Genomic DNA, 14,420 nt, shown 5'->3' on the forward strand with positions numbered 1-14,420 from the left:
ATTGAATGACTGTCGGATCGGTCTTTTTAGAGATGCACGCTCCTGGAGACATTGAAATGTCCCTGTTGAAAAATGAGGTGTTTGTTCGCAAGCGATCCGCCACCCGCTGCAAGTGGCGGATTGGCAACGCTTACTTCACGACTTGATAACCCGCCGCCGTCATGACCCTGAGCAATTCGGCGTGGCCTTTGCGGGCCATTTCCAGTGGCGGGTTGAGGCGAGGATCCTGTTCGGCCTCCACCACGAACCAGCCTTCGTAACCCTTGCTGGCCAGGGCCTTGACGAGGGCTTCGAAGTCCAGACTGCCGTCACCTGGCACAGTGAACGCGCCCTGGATCACCGCATCGAGGAAGCTCTCCCGAGTGCGATTGAGGCCGTTCACCACCGGACTACGAACATCCTTGCTGTGCACGTGGATAATCCGCGCATGGTGGTTTTCGATCACGCGCAGCAAGTCACCGCCGGCGAAAGACATATGTCCCGCGTCGAACAGCAACGCAACCGTGGAATGCTTCATCAGCAGGTCCAATTCCGCCTCTGTTTCGACCACGGCGCCCATGTGGTGGTGGTACGCCAGCGGCATGCCCTGCCTGGCGCACCAGTCGGCAAAGTCGGAAACCTTGCGGCCATAGGCGGCCATCTCGACCTCGGAAATTTTCGGTTTTGTCACCAGCGGCGCGCTGCGCATGCCCTGGATCGAACTGGCGGTCTCGCCATACACCAGGCACGGCGCCTGCGCCGCAACAAAGAAGTCCAACTGCTGCGAGATACGATCTTTTTCCGCCTCGAGGTCGCCGTCCAGCAGCAGTCCCGAGAACCAGCCGCCACACACCGACATGCCATAGCGCGACAGGATCGGACCCAGCTCCGTCATGTTCATCGGAAAACGACGCCCGGTTTCCATGCCGGTGAAACCGGCCACGGAGGCCTGACGCAGGCACTCTTCGAGGCTGACGTCATCGGAAAGTTCTTCGAGGTCGTCGTTCCACCAGGCAATTGGCGCAATACCAAGTTTTGCTTTCATCTCACACACCCAACCGTTGAGCTTCACGAATTTTTTCCTGCGCGGCACGAGCAGCGCGGACACTTTCAAAGGTCGAGACCTCGGGGACACCCACATCCCAATCAGCATCACCAGGCACCCACTTCCAGGCGTCGGAGACGATGGAAATCAAGGTCACGCCCTCGTTGCCCCGGGCCCAGATCATGGCTTGCTCGAGCTCCGCAAGATCAGCCACGTGACGCGCCTTGGCGCCCATGGATTCGGCATGTTTGACGAAGTCGACGTGCAACGGATCATGGCGATTCTGGATTCGACAATCGGTAAGTAGGTTATTGAAGCCCGGTACGCCCTTGGCCTGTTGCAGGCGATTGATAACGGCATAACCGCCGTTGTCGCAGACCACCACGATCATCTTGTGACCGGTAAGAGCCGCGGAGTAGATATCTGAGTTCATCATCATGTAGGTGCCGTCGCCGAGCATCACGATCGGCGTGCCACCGGCGGCGCCCGGACCGTCCTGCGCCATGGCACAGCCCCAGCCGGCGGCGATCTCGTAGCCCATGCAGGAGAAACCAAACTCGCAATCGAAGGTGTGCGGGTTCTTCACCCGCCAGCCCTTGGTGACTTCGCCCGGCGTACCGCCAGCCGCGGCAATCAAGGTATCGCCCGGAGCCGCGACCTTGTTCAACACCCCAACCACCTGGGCATAGGACGGCACCGGTGCGTCACTGGCCTGCTGGTAGTGGTCGAGCAGCGCATTCCATTCAACGAACAGCGCACGGGCACGCGCCATCAATTGGGCATCAGCCTTGTAGCCTCCCAAGGCGGCATCCAGCTCGCCAACGCTTTCCAGCGCATCACCGACGACCGAGAGCGCACGATGCTTGATCGCGTCGTAGCGCGCGGCGTTGATCGAGATGAACTGCGCGTCATGGGCAAAGGCGGTCCACGAGCCGGTGGTGAAATCCTGCAACCGCGTGCCGATGGCCAGGATCACATCCGCCTCTTTCGCCAGGCTGTTGGCCGAGGTCGACCCCACGATCCCGATCGGGCCGGCATGCACCGGATGGTCATGGGTCAGTGCGCCCTTGCCGGCGATGGTTTCGACCACGGGAATACCGCGTTTGGCCGCGAACTCCGCCAACGCCTCCTCGGCACCGGAGTAACGCACGCCGCCACCGGAGATGATCAAGGGACGCTTGGCGGTTTTCAGCAAGGCCGCCGCGGCAGCAATAGCGTCGCGATCAGCGCGCGGGCGAGGGATCTTCCACACCTTGGGTTCGAAGAACACCTCAGGGTAATCGTAGGCGATCTCCTGGGTGTCCTGCGCCAGGCCGATGAAGGCCGGCCCGCAATCGGCCGGGTCGAGCAAGGCTGCGACGGCCTGCGGCAGGGATTGCAAGAGTTGCTCCGGCAACACGATGCGGTCCCAGTAACGCACCACGGCTTTAAAGCAGTCATTGGCGGTCAGCGACGGATCGTTGAAGTGTTCGACCTGCTGAAGGACCGGGTCGGGCAGACGGCTGGCGAAGGTATCGCCGGCAATCAGCAAGACCGGTAGCCGGTTGGCCATCGCTACACCCGCGGCGGTCACCATGTTCAGCGCGCCCGGGCCGATGGACGTCGCCGCCACCATGATCTGGCGCCGGCGCTTGGCTTTGGCGAAGCCGATGGCCGCCAGCGCCATCGATTGCTCGTTCTGCCCCCGCCATGTGGGCAACACGTCCTGGACCGTCTCCAGTGCCTCCGAAAGACAGGTTACGTTGCCGTGCCCAAAGATCCCGAATACACCAGCGAACAGCGGTACGCGCTGCCCGTCGATCTCGGTGAACTGATTGCAAAGATAGCGAACCAGGGCTTGCGCCATGGTCATGCGCACAGTTTTGCGGGTCATTTTATTTCCTCCGGAAGCACTGCCATTGTTGTTTTAGGAATACATATTGACAATATGATCATTTCGCAATGATTATTGCAAACAGATATTCAACAGGGAATACCGATGCTGGAATCTTTTCCAGGGCTGGCATCGGCGCCGCCGGGGTCAATGAACGAGGGGACGCTGCAAGCGCTGCGCTCAACCTCGTTCATCCTGTTTGGCAACACGGGTCCCTTACTGAGGGGCGTACCACGAAACCAGCAAAGTCGAATAAAAACCATGTACGAACAATACGGACTTTTCATCAATGGGCGCTGGATCCCCGGCTCCGCGAGCGCCGAGGTCATCTCACCGGTCACCGAGCGGCCTCTGGGACGTGTACCCATGGCGACGGCGGCCGAAACCCGCGAAGCACTCGACGCGGCCCACGGCGCCCTGGCAAAAATGCGTGAACTGGGCGGTTTTGGTCGCGCTGAGGCGCTGCATAAAGCCGCCGACGAAATGATCAGGCGCAGCGACGAGGCGGCACGCATGATCTGCGCGGAGACGGGCAAACCCATCGCGCAGGCCGGGCGTGAATGGATGCTCGCCTGTGAACAGTTTCGTTGGTGCGCGGAAGAAGCCCGACGCATCTATGGGCGCATCGTCGACAGTCGCGTGCCGGGCGGACGCTTTGAGATCACCCACGAGCCCGTCGGGGTTGTCGGGGCTTTTTCAGCCTGGAATTTTCCGGCGGCGTTGCCGGCCCGCAAACTGGCCCCGGCACTGGCGGCCGGCTGCCCGGTGGTGCTGCGCCCGTCGTCGCAGACCCCGGGCGTGGCCATGGTGATGGTCGACTGCCTGCGGGCCGGCGGCCTGCCCGATGGCGCGGTGAACCTGGTCATGGGTTCGACGGGCAATACCTACGCCCCCATCATGGCCGATTCGCGGGTGCGCAAAGTCTCCCTTACCGGCTCCACCCGCATCGGCCAGCAGATGATTCGCGATGCGGCTGACACGGTGAAAAAGGTCTCGATGGAGCTGGGCGGCAACGCACCGCTGATCATCTTCGAGGATGCCGACATCGAAGCTGCCCTGGACCTGACGGTCGGGACCAAATTCGCCAACTGCGGTCAGGTCTGCGTCACGCCCGACCGGATTTTCGTGCATGACAGCCTGTACGACGCCTTCGTCCAGGGCTTCGTCAGCCGCACGGCCATGATCAAGCTCGGCGACGGGCTGCAAGCCGACACCGGTATGGGCCCGCTGATCAATGCCAGCCGCCTGGACGAGATCGAATCCATCGTCGCCGCGGCGGTGAACGACGGTGCCAAAGTCGTCCACGGCGGCAAGCGCCCTACCCATCTGCAGAGCGGTTTTTTCTTCGAGCCCACCGTGCTGGTGGATGTGCGTGATGACATGCGTGTATTTAGCGAAGAAAACTTCGGCCCCATTGCCGCCATCAGCCGCTTCTCCACCGAGGAAGAAGTACTCGCCCGCGCCAATGCCTCAAACATGGGCCTGTCGGCTTACGCCTTCACCCGCTCACCTGACCGCGCACGGCGCACCGTGGCGGCCTTGAACGCCGGCATGGTCGGCATCAACAGCTTTGCCCTCGCCGCTGCGGAAGCCCCCTTTGGCGGCACCAACCACTCCGGCATGGGTCGCGAAGGCGGCAGCGAAGGCATCGCCGACTACCTCGATACCAAGCTTGCTCAACTGGTTTTCTAAGAGAGGCCCTAAATGAAAAAAAATAAATTGCACCAAATCTGGGCTCAAGGAAAACCTGTGCTGCATGGCTGGTTGTCGCTTCCTTGCAGTTTCAGCGCCGAGATCATGGCGGCGCAGGATTACGATGCCATCTCCATCGACATCCAACACGGAGCGGTGGACTACAAGGACGTGCTCGGTATGTTCCAGGCGATGCGCGCCTCCGACGCGGTGATCATGGCCCGAGTGCCATGGCTGGATCCCAGCTGGATCATGAAAATCCTGGATGCCGGCGCCTACGGCATCATCTGCCCGATGATCAACAGCCGCGCCCAGGCCGAACAGTTCGTACGCTACATGCGTTATCCGCCGCTGGGCGAGCGCAGCTTCGGCCCTACCCGTGCCGCCTACCCCGCCGGTGCGAACTACGCCGCCGAGGCCAACGGTGAAATCCTCGCCTTCGCCATGATCGAGACCGCCGAGGCCATGGGCAACCTTGAGGAAATCGTCTCCACTCCAGGGCTCGACGGTATCTACGTGGGGCCGGCCGACCTGGCCTTTTCGCTCTCGCGGGGCGAGTTGACACCTGCGTTTGATCGCGAAGAACCCGAGGTCATCGAGGCCATCAAAACCATCCTCGCCACCTGCAAGCGTCACGGCAAGAAAGCCGCGTTGCACTGCGGCACGGCTGAATATGCCGCGCGGGCCGTTGAATGGGGCTTTGACATGACCACCGTTTCGGGCGACACCCGGTTGCTGGCCGCGGCCAGTGCGCAATCCGTGGCCTCCTGGCGCAAGCTGACAGCCGGGCAAACCGAACAGAACGTTAAAAAGGAGGGCTACTGATGGCTCGTCTTCTGGTCGCTGGAAAACTCCATCCTACCGGCGTGGCATTACTCAAAGAGTACGAGCGGCGCGGGGTGATCGTAGATTATGTCGAGGAAGTTTCCGAAGCATCCTGCGCGCAACTGATTGGCGAGGCCGACGCCCTGGTGATCCGCACTCAACCGTTGTCGGCGGCTACCATCGCCAAAGCCAAAAAGCTCAAGGTGGTGTCACGGCACGGGGTTGGCTACGACTCGGTCGACCTGCAGGCGTTGAACGCCCGGGGGATCGGTCTGACCGTGGTCGGTGACGTGAACTCCATCTCCGTGGCCGAGCACGCCATGATGCAATTGCTGGCGGGCGCCAAACGCGCCGTCCGAGCCGATCGCTCGGTGCGCAAGATCGGCGATTGGGGGTGGCGCAATGGCCTGGAACAGCAGGAGATTTCCGGCAAGAACCTGTTGATCATCGGTTACGGGCGCATCGGCCGTCACCTGGCAAACATGTCCAGCGGATTCAACATGCAAGTACGTGCCTTCGATCCGTTCCTGGAGCGCGCCGGCTGGCCTGAGGGGCCCGTGCGCCCGATATCGCTGGAAGAAGGCTTGGCATGGGCTGACTTCATCTCGGTCCATACGCCACGGGGCGAGCGGCCGACACTTGGCCCACAAGAGTTTGCGCTCATGAAACCAGGGGTCATCATCGCCAACACCGCGCGTGGTGGGGTGGTCTGTGAACAGGCCCTGGCCGAGGGACTGGCCAGCGGCCACGTGGGGGCCGCGGGCGTGGACGTATTCGACGATGAGCCACCGACACGGCAATCGGTCCTGCTCACTCAAGATACCGCGATCCTGTCCCCTCACATCGCCGGCCTGACCGCTGAGTGCAGCGAACGCATGGCAATCTCGTCCATCGAGAACGCGATGAACTTCCTCGCCGGCACGGTGGACCCGACACTGGTCATCAATAGTGCTCACCTCGACCCGCTCCAGCCGCCCTCGTCGGCCTGACGCAACGGGAAATCCGGCTTCCTCGACGAGACCTGCTTGCGACTCGCCCGGTGCTGCTGCCGGGCGTTCGTCGTTGTGGGCAAACAGGTTGCCGCACTTGAATTTCAGGGCGCACGCTATAATGTGAGCGCCGTGTACGAACCAGGAATGAGGCAACACATGCACCCCATCGATCCACCCAGGGATTATGAAGATCTGATTCGCCTGATCCATGAACGTCATGATCAGATGAGCAAGACCTATCAGCGCATTTCCGTATACCTGACGCAGAATCCAAATGAAGTGGCCGTGCATTCGGTCAACAACATTGCCGAGCGCTGCAATATTCACGCATCCAGCTTCGTACGCTTCGCGCAGGCATTGGGTTACACGGGTTTCAAAGATCTCCAGGTGCTGTTTCAGCGCCGCCTGGAAACGGCCGCCCCAGGGTTCGAAGCACGCCTGCGGGCGCTGAGCAGCGAATTGCAGAACCGCCAGGACACCTCTGAATATGGTTTCCTGCACGAGCTGGTGCTGCGCGATATCGCTTCACTGCAGGACATGCTGGAACGCACCCCCACTGCGGATCTGTCCGACGCAGTAGACCTGATCGAAAAAGCCGACACCGTCTATCTTATCGGCCAACTGCGCTCCTCGCCGGTGGTTGAGCTATTGCGCTATGGCCTCACCATGCTGGGCAAGCGCTGCCTGCTGCTGGACGCTGGCGGTGGGCTGGCCACGCACATTGCCCGCACGATGCGCCCGCAGGATCTGCTGATTGCCGTGTCTTTCCGCTTCTACGCGACGGAGGTGGTCAACGTCGCCGAGGAAGCCAAAGCGGCGGGTGTGCCGATCGTGGCCATCTCCGACAGCACCTTGTCGCCCATCGCCAAGAGCGCCTCGGTGCTGTTCGCCGTGCCCGAGCCGGACTACACCTTCTCCCGCTCGCTGGCGGCGCCCATGTGCCTGGTCCAGGCGCTGACCGTGGCGGTCGCATCACGCCTGAAAAAATCCGTCCCACCGCGCATTCCCACCGTCACAGAGGCGTGACCAGCCATCGGTTTGGTCTCGCCGTTAGCAAGAGAGCCCCTGCCCTGAAACCTGAATGAAGCAGGCTGCATGGCAGGGGCTTTTGCGTAGGTTAAACCATCAAGTCCTTGTCTTGACTCCGTTGGAGCGCCGGCTGGCGATGGTGGTCAGTACGGCGGCAATGATGATCACCGCCCCCGTGGAAGCCTGTACATAAAACGAAGGCACCTGGGCCAGGGTCAGCAAGTTATTGATGACGCCAATCAGCAACACGCCGCTAACCACACCGACGATGGTCCCCCGCCCTCCCCCAAGGCTCACCCCACCGATCACCGCCGCCGCGAACGCCGAGAAGATGATGCCCTGCCCCTGGGTGGTGACCGCCGAATCCAGGCGTCCGGTCATCATCACCCCGGCCAGCCCGGCCAGCAGTGCGGCAAAGATAAACGCCGACCAGATGACTTTATCGACATTGATACCCGCTGCCCTGGCCGCTTCTTCATTACCGCCAATGGCGTACAGCGCCCGGCCGTAGCGATGGTATTTGAAGATCACCCCAACCACCGCCGCGATGGCAATAAACACCAGCACCGACAACGGAACGCCAAGGACTTTTTCCGAGCCCAGGAACGTCAGTGCCTTGCCTGGAGAATAGATCGAGCGACCATTGGAGATGATCAATACGCCGCCGCGCAGCAGTACCAGCAGACCCAAAGTCGAAATGAACGGGTTCAGTCCGACCTTGACCACCATGAAACCGTTGAACCAGCCGATCGCACCGGCGACCCCGAGCGCCACCACCAGGCCCATCCACGCCGGCAGTTCCAGGCCCAATCCGCCGACCGCGGCAGGCACCAGCGTCACGGCGGCAAACATCGGGGCGAAACCGACCACGCCTTCCAGCGACAGATCCAGACGACCGATGAGGACCACGAATGTCAGGCCAATGGTGGTCAGCCCCAGCACACTGATCTGCTCGAGAATGTTCACCAGGTTGGTGGCGGTCGCGAAGCGCGGCGCGACGATCGCACCGATGATCACCAACAGCAGGATGACGGGGTACATCGTATAACCGTCGGCAACAAAAGACGTGCCGAATGCCGCCAACCTGGAACGGCCTTCGGCCGGCTTTGTGAGTTTGGAGTTGCTAACCATATCTGTGCTCATAGGACACCTTCCATCCGTAATACCAGATCTTTTATTGTGTAGTCGCCCACGAGCTGGTCTTTGACCTCGTCGTCAAAGACGATGACGACTCGATTCGCCAACTGGGCGATTTCATCTTCTTCGTCCGACACCACCACGACACCCAGCCCCTCGCGAGCCAGGTTCCGGAGCAGCGCATAGAGTTGCTCCTTGGCACCGACGTCAACACCGCGCGTGGGGCTCAGCGCCACGACGATGTCAGGGCTGCGGCACAGCGCTCGGGCAAAGACGACCTTCTGCTGGTTGCCGCCGCTCAGTTGGCTGACAGGCTGCTCGAGGGTCGAGGCAACTACGTGGGTCTGTTGCGCCAACCGCTCGACGTGTTCGGTTTCGCCCTGCTTGCTGATAAAGCCGAAGCGGTTGGACAAGATGTCCAGCCCACCGATCACCACGTTTTCGCGCACCCCCAGCAGCCCCACGTACCCGCTCACATGCCGGTCGGTGGGCACCAGCCCGATCTTGGGCAATGGACCGCGTGGATTACTGATGTGTCCCTGCTCGGGTTTGCGCTGGCCTGCCAGAATCATCGCCAACGCCTCCTTGCCGCCACCAACCGGCCCGGCCAGGGCGACAATCTCACCGGCGCGCACTTCAAAATCGATGACATTTTCCGAGCGAGGACCGATACGAATGCCCTTGGCCTGGATCAGGCTCGGCTGCCGCTCGCGGGTGTAGTCTTCGCGAATGCTGCGTAGCGTCTTCTTGCCCATCATCAAATCAGCGATGGTGTCCACATCGAGGCCGCCCACAGGCTCACGCTCGCGCACGACCTGGCCGTCACGAAGAATGGTAACGACGTCGGCGATCTCGAAAATCTCATCCAGGTGATGGGAAATATAGATGAACGACACCCCTTGGGCCTTGAGTGCCCGCACCTGTTCGAAGAGGATCTTTTTCTCGGCGTTGCTCAGTGCCGCGGTTGGCTCGTCGAGAATCATCACCGGCACACCACGGCTGAGCGCCTTGATGATTTCCAGCAATTGCCGGGTGCCTGCGTCCAACTCGCCTACAAGCGCATCGGCACGAATGTCGATGGCCCAGTTATTCAGCAGTTCCTCGGCCAATGCCAGCGTGCGGGCACGGCTGACCGTGCCGAACTTGCCGCGGACCCTGGGGTTTTCCAGAAACAGGTTTTCGGCCACCGTCAGCAGGTTGAACAGCTGCGGCGTCTGCTGCACATGGGCGATGCCCTCGCGGATTTTTGCCGCGTAATTCTGGGCGTTGGCCGTGACCTGGGTACCGGCGATTCTGATCGTGCCCGAGTCCGCGGGCGTGAACCCGCTCATCGTGGAAACCAGCGTGCTTTTTCCTGCGCCATTACGCCCCAGCAGCGCATGGACTTCTCCGCGCATGAGAGTGAAGTCCACCCCGCGCAAAGCGCGGGTAGAGCCAAAGGTCTTGGCGATATTGCGCATTTCGACGATGGCGCGCGGGGCGTCGTTGCTATTCAGATTCATGGTTTCAACCCTGTGTGCGGCTTACTTGTTGACCATGTTGGCCCACAACTGGGGCGACTCCACGTTGGCCAACGTCACCAACGTGGCCTTGAGCTGATACTGAGGCCCTACGGGGGTATCAACGATTTGGCCATCGTCACGCGGCCCGATTTCGATCTTGCCACCCTTGGAGACCAGGTCGATCAACTCGGCGGTTTTCGTCGCATAGGCATTGAGCGGCTGCGAGATCGTCGCATCCAGTGCCTTGCCGCGGATCAACTGCAGGCCCTGAGGGGTGCCATCCACGGCGATGCGAATAATCGAATCAGGGCTACCCACCGACGCGCCTTTGCCGGCGGCATTGACCTGCGCGTTGACCGCCGTGGCCATCAACTCGGAAGCCATGAAAATGCCGCTCAGGGAAGGAACCTGGGTCAAGACGTTCTGGGTGGCATCGGCAGCCATGTCGGCCGTCCAGTCGGTGGGCCGCTGGATCAGTTTCACCGCGGGCGCCAGCCCTTGCATTGTCTGCGCGAAGCCTTTGGAGCGATCCAGGCCATTGGGCGTGGTCAACCCGCCTTGCAACTCAAGAACCGTGCAGGTGTGGGCCGCCCAGCACTTTTTGCTGCTCAGGCGGTTGACCATTTCCTTGGCCGCCTGGGCACCGGCATCGACGTTATCGGCACGGATCGAAGCGGTGACTTTGCCCCCCGATGGCACATCGTCGATGGAGAACACCAGCACATTCGCGGCATTGGCCTGCTTGATCACCGGCACAATGCCAGCGGCGTCGATCGGGGCAAAGACAATGGCGTTGGCGCCGTTGGCAATCAGGTTTTGCAAGGCATCCACCTGGGCGGTCACATCGCCGTTCGGATCAGGGGCGCCCAACAGCGTGAACCCTTTGGCCTGGAACGCCTTCTTGGAAAGGTCCAGCATCAGCGTCTGGAAGTCGTCTTTGAGGAATTTCGGGGTAAAACCTACCCTGACTTCAGGATTGCTTTGGGCTTGGCTCGTGCCTACCCCCATGGCCAGTACCAATGCACTGGCGACCAGTGTAGATACCGCGTGCTTATGCTTCGTGGACAATTTCATATTCTTCCTACTCTTTATTGTTATTGGAAGCCGCCGCGACGCGCACCCGGTTTTCCCGGTTGGCATCGCCAGCGTTTTATCGTGAAAGTGAACGCAGACTGACGTCCTGATCAATCCGATATTTCGGCCACTCGCACCAAGCGACGCTCGTGCAACGAGAGATACGCCGCTTCAGCAAGGATCAACGCCTTGCGACCGTCCTCGAAGCTGGCCAGCGGTGCAGCGCCTTTCTCCACGCAGTCGACAAAGCCGTCGATCTCAGCCATGAACGCCTCGTGGTAGCGCTCCAGGAAGAAGAACTGGTAAGGCTCGCTGGTTTCCACCGTGGTGCTGGTGAAGCGGCGCAGTTCATGGGGCTTGCGGTTATCGGAAATCAGCATGCCCTTGTTGCCCAACAGCTCTACGCGCTGGTCGTAGCCATACACCGCGGCGCGCGAATTGTTGATGATGCATTGCTTGCCCGAGTCGGTGCGCAGGATGAACATCGCGCTGTCCACTTCATTGAGCTCTGCACCCAACGCCGGATCGACCAGCGCATTGGCCAGCGCAAAGACTTCGGTCGGCTCTTCGCCGAGCATGAAGCGGGCAAGGTCGAAGTCATGGATGGTCATGTCGCGGAACAGGCCACCCGCCGCTTCCAGATAGGCACGCGGTGGCAGGCCTGGGTCACGGGAGGTAATGATGACCTGGTGCAGGTCGCCGATTTCGCCGTTGAGCAAGGCAGTACGAGCGGCACTGTGACCTGGGTCGTAACGGCGGTTGAAACCGATCTGGATCGGCAGCCGGGTGTTACCGATTTTCGCGGCACAGGCATTTACCCGCTCAAGGCTCAAATCGATAGGTTTTTCGCACAGCACAGCCTTGCCCGCGGCGATGGCTTTCTCGATGTAATCCGCGTGGGTAGGGGTGGCGGTGGCAATCAGTACCGCGTCCACTTCCGAGGAGGAGAAGATTTCCTCGGCCGTTTGTGCAGCAGGAACGCCAAGCGCCAGCGCGACCTTTTCGGCCGAAGGGCGATGAACGTCATAGACAGCGACCAATTGAGCTCGGGGGTGTTTGGCAACGTTATCAGCGTGCATCTGGCCGATACGACCACAACCCAAAACGGCAATGCGTAGCATAGGTTTCTCCTGACGTGATGCATCTCTGCATCTGTTTTTTGTTCTTGAGTGAAGCGAAATATCTTGCATCCTCACATCGATGTCAATATAAATTCCATACCAACAAAAAACGCAATTTTCATTGCAGAGGAGAATTTCAGATGAAACGATTTGAAGGCAAGATCGTTGTCGTGACCGGCGGGACTCAGGGGCTGGGGGCTGCCGTCGCCAAGCATCTGGCTAACGAAGGCGCTGCCGGTATCGTGACCTGCGGCCGTAGCACCACTAAAGGTGAGGCCGTCGCCCGCAGCATTCGCGAGCAAACAGGTTGCGCGGTGCATTTCGTCCAGGCCGACCTCGCAAAGGTGGCCGATTGCCGCAACGTCATCAAAACCGCAGACGAGATCTTTCAGCGCATCGATGTGCTGGTCAACGCAGCAGGCCTGACCGAGCGCGGGGACATCCTGAGCACCGATGAAGACTTGTTCGACCGCATGTTCGCGGTGAACACCCGAGCACCGTTCTTCCTGATGCAGGAAGTGATCAAGCGCATGATCCGCGACGACATCGAAGGCTCAATCATTAACATCGGTTCGATCGTTGCCCACGCGGGCCAACCCTTCAATGCCTCGTACTGCGGTTCCAAGGCGGCGCTAGCCACCCTGACCCGCAATACGGCGTTCGCCGCCATGCGCAACCGGATTCGCGTGAACCAGCTGAACATCGGCTGGATGGCGTCCGATGGCGAAGATCGTATCCAGCGTGAATTCCACGGTGCCGAAGATAATTGGCTGGCCGAAGTCGCGGCGCAACAACCGTTCGGACGTCTGCTCGCCCCTGAGGAAGTGGCCAAAGCAGTGGCGTTCCTGGGCTGCGAAGAGTCGGGGATGATGACCGGATCGGTGGTCAACTTCGACCAGTCGGTGTGGGGCGCTTACCAGTACGGGCCGCCCACGCCCGAAGCGAAGCTGGCTCTCTAAGCGACGCGCGATGAGTCAATACCCGTTCCGGCCAAGCCGACCCCATATCGTTCCGCCGCCGTGACGGGTAGCCTCAACCAGCGCAATTGAACTTGGTGTGGACCAGAATGGGTGTCGGGGCCGGCACTGCCGCCACGCCTTCGGTCGACCCTTTTATCCAGCGCACCGCCGCTGCGGTCTCGCCCACGAAATCGTGGGAAATCACGTAATTCATGACACCTGCCTCCAGCATCGCACGCGTGTGAACGGTTAGTTCGTGGCCGACGAACATGGGCCGCTGTTCCGCCGCAAGACTATCGATGGCCTGGGCAACCCCTCGGTTGGCGCCCGCAACGTTGTAGATGGCCGCCGGATAACCATGCTTGTTGAAATAGCGCGTGAGCTGATCGCGGGTGGTTTGCGGGCGATCATCAGACATCACCCGCTCATCGATCTTGAGGTAGGCAAACTCGCCGCGAAGCACCCGCCTGAAGCCCATCTCCCGCTCTTGCTGGCAGCGAAACGGCACACTGGTCACCAGCAGTATCTTGGCAGGTTCCTTGGGCAGGGCATTGCCGATCAACAGGCCGGCGACACTGCCTGCCGCGTATTGGTCGTTTCCCACATAGGCGCTGCGCCCCGAATTGGGAAGGTCGGTAGTCAGACAGACCACCGGAATGCCCAGACTGCAAAGCTTGCGAATGGCCCGATTGATCGCCGGGTGTTCGCGTGACACCACAATCACGCCATCGGCCGACGCGCCCTGCGCCTGGACCTGATCGGCAAACGCGCCGGGGTCGACCTGATTGGTCGGCACATAATGACCGTGCACCACGACCCCTGGCGTAGAGCTGTTCACCTGCGCCTCGGCGCTGGCCAGGGTGGCATTGAAGGTTTCCCCCGAGTCGCAGAACAGGCTGATGTGCAACGTCCCCTTGCCATCGGCCAGGTCCCGCTTGAGCTTGTCCAGCGCCGCCAGCACTTTCAGGCGGGTGCCGTCGCGCACCCCGGGACGGTTGTTCAGCACCCGGTCGACCGTGGCTGGCCCCACCCTTGCGATCCTGGCTATCTCGTTGACGGTAGGCCCCTTCCATACATGTCCCAGTGCTTCACGAGCCATACCAGTCACTCCTGACAATGATGGAATTCCAATCAAAGATAACCAAGATACGCCGTTTATATCCAGATCCAGCATCAGGCTCATTTGATTGGA

12 protein-coding genes are annotated in these 14,420 nt (G+C 60.8%); 5 read left to right on the forward strand and 7 right to left on the reverse strand.

The window, feature by feature from the left end:
- Positions 1-130: 130 nt before the first annotated feature.
- On the reverse strand, positions 131-1,024 hold the full coding sequence (gene iolE / locus M5C01_RS14295; protein WP_152739857.1) for a myo-inosose-2 dehydratase: 894 nt from the start codon (positions 1,022-1,024) through the stop codon (positions 131-133).
- A gap of 1 nt (position 1,025) precedes the next feature.
- Positions 1,026-2,897 carry a 3D-(3,5/4)-trihydroxycyclohexane-1,2-dione acylhydrolase (decyclizing) gene (gene iolD / locus M5C01_RS14300; protein WP_152739856.1) on the reverse strand — a complete coding sequence of 624 codons (1,872 nt, stop codon included), beginning with the start codon at positions 2,895-2,897 and terminating at the stop codon, positions 1,026-1,028.
- 261 nt (positions 2,898-3,158) lie between these two features.
- Between iolD and M5C01_RS14305 the strand changes: the two genes are divergently transcribed.
- The 4 genes from M5C01_RS14305 (at position 3,159) to M5C01_RS14320 (ending at position 7,432) form a co-directional block, all read left to right on the forward strand.
- Positions 3,159-4,589: an NAD-dependent succinate-semialdehyde dehydrogenase gene (locus M5C01_RS14305; RefSeq protein WP_152739855.1), complete on the forward strand. Its 1,431-nt coding sequence runs from the start codon at positions 3,159-3,161 to the stop codon at positions 4,587-4,589.
- 12 nt (positions 4,590-4,601) lie between these two features.
- Positions 4,602-5,414, forward strand: coding sequence for an aldolase/citrate lyase family protein (locus M5C01_RS14310; RefSeq protein WP_152739854.1), 813 nt, complete (start codon positions 4,602-4,604; stop codon positions 5,412-5,414).
- A complete protein-coding gene (locus tag M5C01_RS14315; RefSeq protein ID WP_152739853.1) occupies positions 5,414-6,403 on the forward strand; it encodes a hydroxyacid dehydrogenase in 990 nt (329 codons plus the stop codon). The genes M5C01_RS14310 and M5C01_RS14315 overlap by 1 nt, the downstream gene beginning before the upstream one ends.
- A 159-nt stretch (positions 6,404-6,562) precedes the next feature.
- Positions 6,563-7,432 carry a MurR/RpiR family transcriptional regulator gene (locus M5C01_RS14320; RefSeq protein ID WP_177103706.1) on the forward strand — a complete coding sequence of 290 codons (870 nt, stop codon included), beginning with the start codon at positions 6,563-6,565 and terminating at the stop codon, positions 7,430-7,432.
- A 99-nt stretch (positions 7,433-7,531) separates the two neighbouring features.
- Here M5C01_RS14320 and M5C01_RS14325 read toward each other — a convergent pair whose 3' ends face one another.
- The 4 genes from M5C01_RS14325 to iolG all read right to left on the reverse strand — a co-directional run bounded on the left by M5C01_RS14325 (position 7,532) and on the right by iolG (position 12,269).
- Complete coding sequence (locus M5C01_RS14325) at positions 7,532-8,566, reverse strand: ABC transporter permease (RefSeq protein WP_178129872.1); 1,035 nt, start codon at positions 8,564-8,566, stop codon at positions 7,532-7,534.
- An 8-nt stretch (positions 8,567-8,574) separates the two neighbouring features.
- On the reverse strand, positions 8,575-10,074 hold the full coding sequence (locus tag M5C01_RS14330) for a sugar ABC transporter ATP-binding protein (protein ID WP_152739851.1): 1,500 nt from the start codon (positions 10,072-10,074) through the stop codon (positions 8,575-8,577).
- A gap of 21 nt (positions 10,075-10,095) precedes the next feature.
- Positions 10,096-11,148 carry a sugar ABC transporter substrate-binding protein gene (locus tag M5C01_RS14335; protein WP_177103708.1) on the reverse strand — a complete coding sequence of 351 codons (1,053 nt, stop codon included), beginning with the start codon at positions 11,146-11,148 and terminating at the stop codon, positions 10,096-10,098.
- Positions 11,149-11,258: 110 nt separating this feature from the next.
- A complete protein-coding gene (iolG, locus tag M5C01_RS14340; RefSeq protein ID WP_152739849.1) occupies positions 11,259-12,269 on the reverse strand; it encodes an inositol 2-dehydrogenase in 1,011 nt (336 codons plus the stop codon).
- A gap of 140 nt (positions 12,270-12,409) precedes the next feature.
- On the opposite strand from iolG, the gene M5C01_RS14345 reads away from it, so the two are divergent.
- Positions 12,410-13,228, forward strand: a complete 819-nt coding sequence (locus M5C01_RS14345) for an SDR family oxidoreductase (protein ID WP_152739848.1) — start codon at positions 12,410-12,412, stop codon at positions 13,226-13,228.
- 73 nt (positions 13,229-13,301) lie between these two features.
- On the opposite strand, the gene M5C01_RS14350 is transcribed toward M5C01_RS14345, so the two are convergent.
- Complete coding sequence (locus M5C01_RS14350; RefSeq protein ID WP_152739847.1) at positions 13,302-14,327, reverse strand: LacI family DNA-binding transcriptional regulator; 1,026 nt, start codon at positions 14,325-14,327, stop codon at positions 13,302-13,304.
- Between the last annotated feature and the right edge of the window lie 93 nt (positions 14,328-14,420).

The sequence above is a fragment of the Pseudomonas sp. MWU12-2319 genome, from assembly GCF_023242525.1.
Lineage (GTDB): Bacteria > Pseudomonadota > Gammaproteobacteria > Pseudomonadales > Pseudomonadaceae > Aquipseudomonas > Aquipseudomonas gingeri_D.

What these genes read in the sequence shown, in the direction of transcription:
- iolE (WP_152739857.1), bottom strand. Translation starts at nt 1,024, where the DNA reads ATGAAAGCAAAACTTGGTATTGCGCCAATTGCCTGGTGGAACGACGAC.
- iolD (WP_152739856.1), bottom strand. Translation starts at nt 2,897, where the DNA reads ATGACCCGCAAAACTGTGCGCATGACCATGGCGCAAGCCCTGGTTCGC.
- M5C01_RS14305 (WP_152739855.1), top strand. Translation starts at nt 3,159, where the DNA reads ATGTACGAACAATACGGACTTTTCATCAATGGGCGCTGGATCCCCGGC.
- M5C01_RS14310 (WP_152739854.1), top strand. Translation starts at nt 4,602, where the DNA reads ATGAAAAAAAATAAATTGCACCAAATCTGGGCTCAAGGAAAACCTGTG.
- M5C01_RS14315 (WP_152739853.1), top strand. Translation starts at nt 5,414, where the DNA reads ATGGCTCGTCTTCTGGTCGCTGGAAAACTCCATCCTACCGGCGTGGCA.
- M5C01_RS14320 (WP_177103706.1), top strand. Translation starts at nt 6,563, where the DNA reads ATGCACCCCATCGATCCACCCAGGGATTATGAAGATCTGATTCGCCTG.
- M5C01_RS14325 (WP_178129872.1), bottom strand. Translation starts at nt 8,566, where the DNA reads ATGGTTAGCAACTCCAAACTCACAAAGCCGGCCGAAGGCCGTTCCAGG.
- M5C01_RS14330 (WP_152739851.1), bottom strand. Translation starts at nt 10,074, where the DNA reads ATGAATCTGAATAGCAACGACGCCCCGCGCGCCATCGTCGAAATGCGC.
- M5C01_RS14335 (WP_177103708.1), bottom strand. Translation starts at nt 11,148, where the DNA reads ATGAAATTGTCCACGAAGCATAAGCACGCGGTATCTACACTGGTCGCC.
- iolG (WP_152739849.1), bottom strand. Translation starts at nt 12,269, where the DNA reads ATGCTACGCATTGCCGTTTTGGGTTGTGGTCGTATCGGCCAGATGCAC.
- M5C01_RS14345 (WP_152739848.1), top strand. Translation starts at nt 12,410, where the DNA reads ATGAAACGATTTGAAGGCAAGATCGTTGTCGTGACCGGCGGGACTCAG.
- M5C01_RS14350 (WP_152739847.1), bottom strand. Translation starts at nt 14,327, where the DNA reads ATGGCTCGTGAAGCACTGGGACATGTATGGAAGGGGCCTACCGTCAAC.